General features: G+C 63.2%; 8 protein-coding genes. 7 read left to right on the forward strand and 1 reads right to left on the reverse strand.

Annotation, left to right across the window (positions count from 1 at the left end):
* Nucleotides 1-65 precede the first annotated feature (65 nt).
* Nucleotides 66-272: a hypothetical protein gene (locus ASE66_RS32255; RefSeq protein ID WP_156412324.1), complete on the forward strand. Its 207-nt coding sequence runs from the start codon at nucleotides 66-68 to the stop codon at nucleotides 270-272.
* Nucleotides 273-696: 424 nt separating this feature from the next.
* Here the strand turns inward: ASE66_RS32255 and ASE66_RS25380 are convergent, their stop codons facing one another.
* On the reverse strand, nucleotides 697-2,766 hold the full coding sequence (locus ASE66_RS25380; RefSeq protein ID WP_057192507.1) for a ParB/RepB/Spo0J family partition protein: 2,070 nt from the start codon (nucleotides 2,764-2,766) through the stop codon (nucleotides 697-699).
* 575 nt (nucleotides 2,767-3,341) lie between these two features.
* Between ASE66_RS25380 and ASE66_RS25385 the strand changes: the two genes are divergently transcribed.
* From ASE66_RS25385 to ASE66_RS25410, 6 genes are all read left to right on the forward strand, one after another.
* A complete protein-coding gene (locus ASE66_RS25385) occupies nucleotides 3,342-3,953 on the forward strand; it encodes a hypothetical protein (RefSeq protein WP_057192508.1) in 612 nt (203 codons plus the stop codon).
* Between the two features lie 196 nt (nucleotides 3,954-4,149).
* Entirely contained in the window at nucleotides 4,150-5,379 is a 1,230-nt protein-coding gene (locus tag ASE66_RS25390; RefSeq protein WP_057192509.1) for a DUF6361 family protein, read from the forward strand.
* Nucleotides 5,376-7,214, forward strand: a complete 1,839-nt coding sequence (locus tag ASE66_RS25395) for a phospholipase D family protein (RefSeq protein ID WP_057192510.1) — start codon at nucleotides 5,376-5,378, stop codon at nucleotides 7,212-7,214. The genes ASE66_RS25390 and ASE66_RS25395 overlap by 4 nt, the downstream gene beginning before the upstream one ends.
* Nucleotides 7,211-10,255, forward strand: a complete 3,045-nt coding sequence (locus ASE66_RS25400) for a DEAD/DEAH box helicase (RefSeq protein WP_082613725.1) — start codon at nucleotides 7,211-7,213, stop codon at nucleotides 10,253-10,255. The genes ASE66_RS25395 and ASE66_RS25400 overlap by 4 nt, the downstream gene beginning before the upstream one ends.
* Before the next feature lie 151 nt (nucleotides 10,256-10,406).
* Entirely contained in the window at nucleotides 10,407-11,012 is a 606-nt protein-coding gene (locus tag ASE66_RS25405) for a type IV toxin-antitoxin system AbiEi family antitoxin domain-containing protein (RefSeq protein WP_082613726.1), read from the forward strand.
* Complete coding sequence (locus ASE66_RS25410; protein WP_057192511.1) at nucleotides 11,005-11,865, forward strand: nucleotidyl transferase AbiEii/AbiGii toxin family protein; 861 nt, start codon at nucleotides 11,005-11,007, stop codon at nucleotides 11,863-11,865. Before ASE66_RS25405 ends, ASE66_RS25410 begins: the two co-directional genes overlap by 8 nt.
* Nucleotides 11,866-11,886: the final 21 nt, after the last annotated feature.

The following is an 11,886-nucleotide window of genomic DNA, read 5'->3' on the forward strand; positions in this document are numbered from 1 at the left end:
GGGGTCCCCGTCGCGCCTGCGCGATGGGGCGGGCTCAGGGCTGGAACGTCAGTGGAAGACGGCCGGTGACGGCTTTTTTGCTTCGCGATGCAAAGCCGAAAGGCGGCGGAAAAAAGCTGGCGGTGGACGTTGCGGGAAGACGATCGAGGCGAAGCCGGTCTTCGGTCAGACCCAATCCATTCGAGTACGCCGTGGAAGCGGCCTACAAAGAAATCATCGGGAACATGACACTGGCGGCAGTCGACCTCCGCGCCAAAACCGGCGACGGTTGAATCGAGCGGCTCGGGCAAAACCCTGGCCCTCAATGGCTAAAATGATCACTACGGCCCTGCGGACGAAAACGAGCGCGTCTTTGACGGTCCTTTCCTCGTGGTGCATCGTCAGAATCCGAAGGGTACCGCCCGCCTGGTGCTGCGCGATCCGCTCTGTCGTGCTGACGATCCAACCCCTCCCTCTGCGCAGCCGGGCAGGTCGAGGCCGAGGATGGCGATGCCACCTTCATGTTTCCGAACCGTGCGATTGAGGCCGAACACCCCCGAGCGACGCGGCCAAAGGGCATCATGCGAGATGGCCGCCCCTGTTTTCCAGTCGGATGGTCGAGGTCATCCGGCCGCGCGCGATCAGGCGCGCGGCCGGAATTTTCCTCTCGCATTGGCGGAAAGGCCGGGACCACTGATGCGGTCCCGGCTCGATCTCTCACTCGGCGGCGATGGAATAGCCGTCGCCGTCTTCCGCTTTCGGAGCATCTGCCGCGATGATCTCCCGCGCCTCCGGCTGCTCGGCTGCCATCCCTGCGGGCTCCGGCGTCCGCATCAGGCTGGGAAGCCAGCCGGTCCCGGCCAGAAGCTGCTCGGCGGTTTCCGCCATCGCCTGCTTCTTCATGCCCGCCATCCGGTCGGCCGCTTCATCGCTCATGGCCTCGCGCACGGCCGCGAGGATGTGCGCCTTGGTGACGCGACCGAGATAGGTCCGCGCCGTGGGCGTCCAGTGCGCCGTCATGTCGAGGCTCACGGCGTATGCTAGCTTGTCCGCCGTCTCATGTGCACGAGGCTTGCGCTCCCAAGGCTGCTTCACGGCATTGACGGTCAGCGAGGCGCAATAGGCGAACAGCGCCATGACGCTGGCATGGTCGAGCGAGGCGATGAAGCCCCACAGGTCCGCCACCTCGCGCGGCATGTCCGTCGCCCAGCCGGCGTGACGATCCGCGAGAGCCTTGGCCGCCGCCGTATTCTCGATGCCATCCGCATGGCCGGCAAGCTGGGCGCTGGTCGGGCGGATTTCGAGGCAGGACGCGTCGAGACCGCGATAGAAGGTCTGCGCGGCCAAGGCATGGGTGACGGCGATCAGCGCCATGTCGGGCTGCTCGCCAAGGGCGAGGCGAAGGCCAAGCGTACGGTGAGCGGTCAGGTTGCGAATGAGCAAATCCGACAACGGCTTGCCATCGTCGGCGTCCTCGTCGTCCGGCTGGGCAGCCGAAACAGCGGCCCCGTCTTCGATGATCTCGCCGTCATCGTTGACCGTGTAGCCATTGTTCGCGCGGGCGGTCGTGGCACTCTCCCAACCATCCGCTTTTGCGTCCGCTTCCGGATTCTCGTCTTCGGGGCGGACAAAACCGCGTTCGACACGCACCGTGCCGTCATGGCTCAGCACAACGAGCGCGCCGCCGCGCGCGATATCATCAGGATCGAAAGCCTGCCGCTTGGCGTCGATCCGCTCGATCTCGGCTTCAAGCTCACCGAAGCGCTGATCGACATCATCGGGAAGCTCATCGGCGCTCTCATATTGCTCCGACAGGGCGTTGAATTCCGCCTGCGCCGCCTCGTAGGCGGCTTCATCGTCGGCCGACAGCGCCACCGGCAGCGGATAGGTGCGGCGCAAGCCGTGAGCGTGCGGATAATCGACGTGGGCGGTCGCCCATTTCCACCCTTCCGCGCGAACCTGCTCGGCGATCCCTTCCAGCTTCCCGATGACCAGCCGGTCGAGCAAACCGGCATCCTCATAGAAGCCGCCGCGATCCTCGGTGAACAGGTCTCGGATGAGAACGCCACCGGCCTCGGCATAAGCTTCCGGGCCGACGAAGATCGCCCGCCGATCCGTGGCCGCGACATGCGTTTCCGTCAGCATGCGGCGGATCATGTACGGCTCCTTGTGCCATGAGGTCAGCCGGTCGAAGACGTCTTCCTGCCGGGCGTGATCCTCGGTGAGGGCGAAGGCCATCAACTGGTCCAGCGTCAGCGCCGCCTCGCGGTAGGCCTGCATTAGCTTGGGACTGACCGCGCCGAGGCGCAGGCGCTGCCGCACGACATGAGCGGTGACGCCGAAGCGAGCGGCGATGTCCTCAGCGCCATAGCCCCGTTCCTCTGCCAGTTGCCTGAAGGCTTCATATTGATCCGCCGGATGCATGTCCGTGCGGGTGACATTCTCGTCCAGGCTGATCTCGTGCGGGTCGTTGGCGGTATCGAGGACGCAGCGGATCGGTTCGGTCTTCTTGATCTGCTTGCGCTTCACGCGCAGCAATTGCGCCAGCCTGCGGCCTTCGCCGATGGTGACGAGGTAGAAGCCGGTCGCTGCGCCGTCCGCGTCAAGCTCGGGCTCCACCACCAGATTTTGCAAGATGCCCTTGGCCGCAATGCTCGCGGCATAGGCTTCGATAGCAGCCTCGCTATGCGGGGTCTTCCGGGCGTTCCGGGGCGACTTCCTGAGCTTGTTGAGCGGAATGAAAACCTCTGTGCCGCTCTCGGTGACATTCTCGATCTTGGCAGACATGGTCTTTCTCCTATGGGTCAGGGTTGGAGCGCAGCGCTGCGCTGCAACCCTGCCCGTCGGCGAGACCGGGGTAGCAAGGGCAAGGGCCGCCGGGGCGGAGGGGGTCGCCCGGCCTGCACAAGCGGATTCCCGTAGTTGCGGATGTGCTGAAAGACGTGTCCGCGCGGAAGGTTGGGGAGACCGCCCCGGACGGCGCCGGCTTGCCGGCGCTTCACCCTTGCCGGCGCGAGGGCGGAGCCCTTAGCAAAACCGGCCTGGCGTGAGCGCCAGCGGGAGCCAGGCGAGAGACCGGATCAGGATGTACCGAACTTGGGGGCCTGAAGGCCGTGAATCCTGATCGCCGTTAAGTGGGGCGTTGCGGGGCGTCCCCGCAGAAGGGGGCGGCCGAGACTTCGGACTCGGCCGCGGGGGGAAGGCTTTCCCTGCTTGCCGGTCGCAAATTTTCAGTCGTTCCGCCAAATATAATCTTAGGAGATAACGGGTATTCGATCTGTTTCGAGTATCTTGAGCTGTTTCAAGATGGATGAATATCACTCTCAGCCCATCAAGTACTCCAATCCGCTGGGAGGCGAACTATGGATTTCGAAGATCTCGTCACGGCACTTTCGCCACCGCCAAACCGCATCGGAAAATCGGATGGCGAGCACGAACACCATCTTTATGAGGGTGCGGTCATGGTCGCCTACGCCATGCACCTGTTGCGGACGCAGGATACCCGACACGTCCGTGTTCACCCTGATGGCGAGCACGGCAAGCAATTCGACTTCGCGGCTTGGCTGCTTCGACGTGACTTCGTCAAGATCTCCCGCGTCGGCACCACCAGCTATGGCGGCACGTATCGCAACCCCGCGGGCCAGGAGATCACCGTCAATCCAAAGTCGGGGCTCGGTGATGTGGTCGCAGAGGTCGGCAGCAAGGTCATCTCCGCTGAATGCAAGGGCGGGATCATCAACACGAGGCATTCGGGCCAGGTGTCTCGGCTCTACAAGGGGTTGTGCGAGACGGTCGGCATGTTGATGGCGACACCGTCGCAAGGACGGCAAGTGGCCGTCGTCCCTTTCACGGAAGGCACCTTGCGTCTGGCCGAACGATTGGCGCCGCGTTGCGCCCTGGCCGGCATCGAGATCGCTTTGGTGGGGAGCCGCGGCGAAGTGACGGATGTGCGGCCAGTGTCGGCTGCGGATTGAGATCGTAAGGCTAAATCGCCGGGCAACGCGGCGGAAAGAATTGAGGGCAAGGGGATTAGGCGAATGCTAACGGCGAAGGTCACTGACATCTGTGAGAAGATCGAAGGCGTCGAGGTTGAGAACCTCGGGCCGTGCCAACCCGCGGTAAATCGAGCGGCCACCGCGGCGGCGCTGTCGTGCTTGTGGAGCTGAGTTCGTGCGACAGTCTGCAAGCTCATCCCGCAGCAAACGCGCGCCGTCCATCGAGCCCACTTTGGGCTGGACTTATTTGTCCCGCGAGGCGCTGGCCCGCGCCAAAGCGCAAATGGATGAAGAATCCATGGGCGTGCGCGACGAGATCGGCTTCCTGACGATCCATCAACGCTATGCCGATCGCTTCTTTCCAGGCACTTCAGTACTGCATACACGCGCCCGCTACGCGCTCTTCGTGCCCTGGCTGTTCGAAGATCTCGCCGGGATGACGGGACCGGCGGCGCAGCGGGCCCTGCGCGAGCGCGAACGGCAACTTGCGGGCCGGCTAAGAGATATGGGTGAATCCCAAGTCATCGGCGGACGCGTCTTCCCCAAACCGTCGAGCCAGCCGCCGTCAACCGTGTATTGGAATGCGCTTGCGGTGTGGGGAATCTTGCGTCCGCGATTGAATGAGCGGACCATTTCGCGCGCTCAGGCGCACAGGCTGCTCAGGACCGGCGGCGCGGCAACGGACGACGATGGTGAGCCGCTTCTCAGTTTCGATCCGCCTTTCGTGCCGCTTCCAGGGCGTCCGGAAAATTGGCAGGGCGGCGACATCACTCTTCGGCTGACGGCCAAGGAAGCCGAGTTTCTGCGCGAGCGACTTGTTCAGTTGCGTCGCAACGGCGGCGACGAACTGTCTCTGCTCGCGCGGCTGATTAGAACCGAGACGGAGGCGCCTGCCGAAATGTGGGCGGCCGAGACTCAAGCGATCGCTGGACCCGATCAGGCTTCGCTCATGCGAGCGCAGCAGGCGGCAAGTCTCGCCGGCGTGGGTCGTGCGGTCTATGATGCATTGCTGGAGCGCGTCGTCGAGGTCGACGATAAGCGGGAAATCGCGACCCGTCATCGCGATCATCTGGCTGCAATCATCACAACGCACGGTCGCCGCGCGGCCAAGCTCGATATCGGTGCGCTTGAGGCGGACATCGGCGCTCTGCCAATCAAATTGCTTGCTGTCGTAACGGCGACGAAGGACTGGATTGCTTCGAGATCGGGCAATCCCGCCGAGCTATTCGATGTCTATGCCGCGGCTGAGGCCCGCAAAGGGCCGCGCGCCCGGCTTGCTCCGACGCCCAATGGACGTGCTCGGCGCCTCGAATGGTCGAGCGACGAACATGGCTTAGCAAGCCCGCTCCACTATAGATGGGAGCAAGTCAGCACGCTTCTCAACGATCTGGCGGAGGCTGCATGAGCGCCGGGGTCGAGAGTTGGCCCGCACTCTCATTCTTGGAGGGCCTGCGTCCCGGTCCCGATGAATGCGTCGACCTGGCCTTGCTTGCGTCCTACTCGGCAGATTTAGGAACGATCGGTGCGACCTTGCTCGCCCTGGCGGGTAAGGACAGCGATGCGGGGCGTGGCAGCCCGTCCGACTTCGCTGATGCGGTCGAGCGGTTGCGGGGAAAGGTGCGGATCATCATCCAGCGCGGGCGTCTCGCGAAGATGCGGCGGACGCCGCGCATTGCGGCGGTGCTGGACCAGTTCGTCCGCGAAGTGGATTTCGACGAGGCGACCCACAGCTGGCATCCCAAGGCCGCGTTGGTCCGAACACGCAGTAAGGAAGGGGATATCGGCTGGCGCCTATGGATCGGGAGCCGGAATTTTACAGAGTGCGTCAATCGCGACATCGGGCTCCTGCTCACCTCCGGCGCGAAAGGCGGTGCTCCGATCCCCGGAGCAGACGAACTGGCGCGTGCGCTGGCTGATCGGGCCGCTCTCAAGGGCGTGCGCTCGGCTTCTCTTGCCACGACGATCGCGAAGGTGGCTTGCCGACCGCCGGCGGGTGTCCGCGTCGAACGGATCCACTGGTCCGCGGGAAATGGAGATCAGACCGCGCCCATTCCGCCAACCGGAACCGATGAAGTCGTGATTGTGAGCCCCTTCGTCGATAAGACTTTCTTAGCGCGTCAAACGCCAAAGGGCGGAAAGCCATTACGGTGCGTACTGCTGACGACGATGCGCGAGATCGAGCGGGTCGGACCGTCGCTGGCCTCGTTTGACGATCTGCTGGCGCTGGACGCACCAGATTATCCCGTTGGTGATCCCGAGCCTGATTCTGTCTCCTCGGCATTCTCCGCCGACGGCGACGAGGAAGAACAGATCGGCCGGGGCCTTCACGCAAAACTGTTGTTCATCCGCGTCGGTCGCAAGCGGACGCTATGGTTGGGAAGCGCGAACGCCACCATGCGCGCCTGGACCGGACGCAACGCCGAGGTGACGGCCGAGTTGGTCATCACGGAAGTGGTTGAAAAAGGCCTGAAGGCGCTTTTGGGATCGGCCCGGCTGGTTCAAGCGCCCGAGACAGAATATGCGCCCGACGCGGCGGTGCTGGAGGAAGAAGCGCTCGAACGGGCGCGGGCGCAGGTGGCGGCGCGTTGGGCCGCGACGCTCGGCATCGACGAGGATGAGGCATGCCTTACCCATCGCTCCGATCTCTATCCGGGCGGCCCGCATCCGGATGAACCCGATATCGTGCTCGAAGTCGGGACGCTTCATGGGGGGCTCATAATCTGGCCCGCACGACAAGATGAGGTGAGGTTGGGGGCTGTGGTTCCCGCTGAGCGCAGCGAGTTTGTGCGTTTGCGCGTCAGTCGCGGCGACAAGGGCCTCTCATGGCTGCAACGGGCGCCGGCCGAACCGGCGTTCGGCGAGGATCGCGATCGCGCGGCCTTTGTGCGTTTTCTAGGAGCCAGAGGATTCCTTCTCTGGTTGGCCGGCCTGCTAGCCGATGACGGTCGGCTCAGCGAAGGCGACTGGACGGATGAAAGGCGGCAAGACCGGAAAGGCTCGGGAGCAAATTCAGCGCTCGATCTCTCGCTGCCAACCCTCGAAGAAATGTTGGCGGCATGGGCGCGCGACCGGGACATGTTCCGCGAGATCGAGCGAAGAGTCTCCGATTACCTCCCTGCTGTGCTTGAACTAGCCGCAGACGAAGACCCGCAGACAGCAGCGATGCTGCGACGTTTCGACGATCTGTGGACCAAGCTTCGTATCGGTCTCGGCGCTGACGCCAGGGGCAAACATCCGTGAGCGTACCAAAGCCGTTTCAGGAAGCAGCGGTCGATGCGGCGCTATCGGCTTTCGCGAACCAGGCGGGGCGGCGGCGCTTTCTGGTGGCCGATGAGGTTGGTCTGGGCAAGACCGTTGTTGCGAAAGAGGTGGCGCGCCGCATGGCGGACGATGGTCGCCGGCCTCTGGCGATCTATTACGTCGCCAACGGCCACGCGGTGTCCCATCAGAACAAAGGCCGCATCGTCAGTTTCCTTGACGATGAGCAGTTGGAGAAGGCAACCAAAACGCCGGATCGGCTTTCGTTGATCGCGGTTGCGAAGCGACCTGACAACCCGGTTCTGATCTATGCGCTGACTCCCGCGACCTCCTTCCCCGGCGCGCGCGCGCGCCTAACTGGCGGACGCAAGGAAGAGCGCGCGTTCCTGAAAGTGCTGCTCGAGCGGGCCTATCCTGCATTCGCACGGGATCTCGATCCGGACATCTTGCGGCTGAGTGCGCGGGGATACTGGGACTGGGCCGTCAAGGACGCGGAGACAAAATTCGAGACTTCGCCCGCCCATCTCACGCAGCGGTTTCGCGAAGCCCTTGCGGCGGAGTTCGGAGAGCCGGTGCGCGCCAAGCTGGAGCTGGCCGTGCTGGGCGATGCGGAAAAGAAGATCAAGCCGTTGAAGCCGACCACCTTCGTTGGCCATCTCCGCCGTGCGCTGGCGCTGGCGACGCTGCGCCATCAGCCGCCCGATCTGGTCATTCTCGACGAGTTCCAGCGTTACCGCCAGATTCTGGAGGAGAAAGACGCCGATCCGCTTCTGAAGGCGCTTCTCGAACCAGCAAACTCCACTGTCCCGCCCGCTATTTTGTTGCTCAGCGCCACACCTTACCGGCTTTTGAGCACTCGGTGGGAGGAGACCATGGGTGCGCTTGCTCATGCGGAGCTCCTTGAATTGATCGAATTCCTTGCCGGCCACCGGGTTCGCGAACGCGCGAAGACGCTCTTTTCCGAGTTCGGCGACAAGTTGCGTGACATCGCGGCAAATGCCGATGCGAGCCGCCCCGATTTAGCGGACGAGGTGGCGGAGGCCGCCAAGCTCAGAGACGAGCTCCGCAGCCTACTAACTCCGGTGATGTCGCGAACAGAGCGAGACAGCGTGGCGTCGACCGATCCGCTTGCCGGAACGCAATTCCTCGACGCAGACCCGGAGCCCGAGGATTTTCAGGTCTACCGGCATCTGGTCGATAGCTTCACCGAAGATGTGCGCTATGAGGCGCTGCCCTATTGGTCGTCGGTTCCGTTGCCAGCCCAATCCCTAGGCCCGCGCTATGCGGCGTGGAAGCGCGCAAAGATCAAGGCCGCGCCCAAACTCACACGGATGACACGCGAGCGCCGGAACAAACTCAGCGCGCCAACGGCATGGCCTGATGCGAAGCTTCGGGCGCTCAGCGGCGTCGCGCCGCCCAAGCTCCTGTCGCTGCCGTGGGTCGCGCCATCATTGCCGTGGTGGCCACTGGGGGGCGGCTGGAAAAGCGCAGCGGTCGACCCCAAACTCTTGATGTTCAGCCGCTTTCGCGCAACGCCGCCAAGCGTCGCTGCACTTCTGAGCTTTGGCATCGAAGCGCACTGTCTTCCAAAAAACAAAGGCGGCTATGAGAAAGCCTATAAGCGGCGGCGCTTTAAATTGGCGGCGGTGCCCGGCCCGGTCATGGCTGCGTTTCATCCATCGCCATGGTTGATACGTCACACCGACCCGCTTGAGAAAGCCGGGGAGCCGCTTAGCGTCATTCGTAAGCTCGTGCGGCGACAGATCCTCGCGGTCTTGCCCAAAGGGATTGTTGAACGGGACACCTTGAAGGCCCGGCGGCGGCATCGATCCATTGGACAGGTCATGGCCGCAATCGAGCGACGGGCCGGCATGGGGGAACAGTCGGCCGCGGGTTGGAGCAGTGCAATCGGCGATGATCGCGCCGCTCGGTCTGCCGTCCAGAAGTGGCGGCAGGCACAGGCGATCGAGAGGCTTTCACCGATCGAACTTGAGGACCTCGTCGACTATGCGATCGGAGCGCCGGGCGTGGCGCTTGGCCGGGCGTTGCTCCGGCATGATCCGACGATCCTGGCGCCGGCCCGCTATCCTGCCCTGGTCCAGCTCAGTTGGCAGGGTCTGCGCGCCTATCTCGACAATCCGGTGATCCTGTCCTCCCTGCCGGGCAAGACGGCGGTCGAACAGGTCATGAGCGCGGTCGTGGATGGCGGCTTTGAAAGCGTCTTGGACGAGCATTTCTGGCTGCGCGCGCAGAATTTGCCTGAGGGCGCTGCAGGTCTGACCAAGGATTTGGAATCCTCACTCGGGCTGCGCGCCGGTAGCTTCAGCTTTCACGGGATCGGCGGTCAGCCGCACAAGATACCGGTGCGCTGCCATGTCGCCGTACCGTTCGGGGATGCCGAGACCGAGCCTGCCGTCAAAGTGGAGGGCGGCGTCGCGCAGACTGCTCCAGCTCGACCCGACGAGATTCGCCGAAGCTTCAACACGCCCTTTTGGCCGCATGTGCTGGCCACGACATCTGTCGGCCAAGAGGGATTGGATTTCCACCCTTGGTGTTCGCATGTGGTCCATTGGGATCTCTCGTCGAACCCTCTTGACCTTGAACAGCGCGAGGGCCGTATCCAACGCTATGCTGGACTGGCTGTCAGGCGCCGGCTCTCGGCGATGTTGCGCGACGAGGTCCTGAGACACGTCGCCGCCGCAGAGGGTTCGCCGTGGCAATGCTTGCAACGCCATGCGGAGCGTTTCGGCGACACCAGCGGCCTCCGTCCCTGGTGGGTGCTCGAAAAGGCGGAAATCAGCCGGCACGTTTTCGAGCGACCTTTCGGCCGGGATGTGGCGCGCTTTGCTCAACTTCGCGAGCAGCGCATGATCTATCGACTGGCGCTTGGTCAGCCCAACCAGGAGGACTTTATCGACGTGCTGTCACGCGGGGGCGAGGCGACCCGCGCGCTCCTGCAGCCCCTCGTTCTAGACCTGTCCGCCATGGGGCTTCGGGCAACCATGCCACCTACGCTGACATGACGCGTGATCGATTCCTGTCTCCAAGTGCTTTGAGCCTCGAACCAGGGCGACAGCCTCTTCGATCGGGCACCTTTCCTCGCCATACGAAGAATGATACAAATCCTCGGATAATAGGTCCTATGTTCCGAGTTTTCGTATCGTCCCACCATCCATGTCCCAACGCCAGATTGCCCATACCGTGCTGACCGCGCGCGGAATTTCGCGCCTGGCAGAGCTGCGCGAGGCGGGTGTAACAGCCGCCACCATGAGTCGCATGGAACGCGACGGCGAGGTGCTTCGGCTCGCGCGGGGACTTTATCAACTTTCCGATGCGCCCCTCGACGTTCACCACAGTCTCGCAGAGGCCGCCAAACGGGTTCCCAAAGGCGTGGTTTGCCTCGTTTCGGCCCTGGCTTTCCATGGTCTGACTGATCAGCTCCCGAGGCAGGTTTGGCTCGCCGTAGGTCAGAAGGACTGGTCCCCGAAACCCGAAGGCACGCCCATTCGGCTGGTACGTTTCACAGATCGTCTGCTGAAGGGGGGTGTTGAAACCCACGCTGTCGAGGGGGTGGCCGTGAAGGTCTTCGGCGTCGCAAAGACGATCGCCGATTGCTTCCGATATCGGAACAAGATTGGCCTGTCCGTGGCGATCGAAGGCCTTCAGGAGGCGCTGCGCCAGCGCAAGACGACGCCGGGCGAGGTTGCCAGGCAGGCTGAGCAAGGAACGGTCGCCACGGTCGTTCGGCCCTATCTCGAGGCACTGACCGCCAATGGCTAAGGAGATCAAGAACATCGGTGCCTCGGTTCGCGCCCGCCTGTTGCAGGTATCCAAGACGAGCGGCCAGACCTTCGATCTTGTCCTGACTCGCTTCGCTTTGGAGCGGCTGCTCTTCCGGCTCAGCCAGTCACCCCACGCCGCTCGCTTCGTGCTGAAGGGAGCGATGCTGATGATGAGTTGGTTTGATGACCCGCACCGCGGCACGCGCGATCTTGATCTGCTGGGCTTCGGCGATCCGAGCGCGGAGCCGATGCTGGCGACGTTTCGGGAGATCCTGGCGCAGGGCGCTGCCGACGGCGTGGAGTTCGACGTCGATGCGCTTCATGTCGATCGAATCCGCGAGGAACTGGAGTATGGCGGCCTGCGACTGCGGACAACAGCATCGATCGGCGGCGCCCGGATCAGTCTGACGATCGACATCGGCTTTGGCGATGCGGTGGAGCCTGGCGCCGAAGAACTGGACTATCCTTCCATGCTGGACTTTCCCATGCCGCGGCTGCGTGGCTACGCGCGGGAAACCGTTATTGCCGAGAAATTCCAGGCGATGGTGGCGCTGGGGCGGGCGAATAGCCGGATGAAGGATTTCTACGACATCTGGATTCTCAGCAAGTCCTTCGATTTCGCCGACGATAGGCTTGCGCGTGCGATCGCGGCGACGTTCGCGCGGCGTGCGACGCCGATCCCTGTCAACCTGCCCGATGCACTAACGCCGGCGTTCGCCAGCGATGAACAAAAACAGCGTCAGTGGATCGCCTTCGTCAGAGATGTCGCGGTAAATCCGGGAAAATTTGAAGAAGTCATTGTTAGTTTAGCAGGATTTCTCATGCCGCACACTATACAAGCAGCAAGTTAAATTAGTAGTAATTAAAAATCT

The organism is Allobosea sp. Root483D1, assembly GCF_001429505.1.
GTDB lineage: Bacteria > Pseudomonadota > Alphaproteobacteria > Rhizobiales > Beijerinckiaceae > Allobosea.

What these genes read in the sequence shown, in the direction of transcription:
- ASE66_RS25380 (WP_057192507.1), bottom strand. Translation starts at nt 2,766, where the DNA reads ATGTCTGCCAAGATCGAGAATGTCACCGAGAGCGGCACAGAGGTTTTC.
- ASE66_RS25385 (WP_057192508.1), top strand. Translation starts at nt 3,342, where the DNA reads ATGGATTTCGAAGATCTCGTCACGGCACTTTCGCCACCGCCAAACCGC.
- ASE66_RS25395 (WP_057192510.1), top strand. Translation starts at nt 5,376, where the DNA reads ATGAGCGCCGGGGTCGAGAGTTGGCCCGCACTCTCATTCTTGGAGGGC.
- ASE66_RS25405 (WP_082613726.1), top strand. Translation starts at nt 10,407, where the DNA reads ATGTCCCAACGCCAGATTGCCCATACCGTGCTGACCGCGCGCGGAATT.
- ASE66_RS25410 (WP_057192511.1), top strand. Translation starts at nt 11,005, where the DNA reads ATGGCTAAGGAGATCAAGAACATCGGTGCCTCGGTTCGCGCCCGCCTG.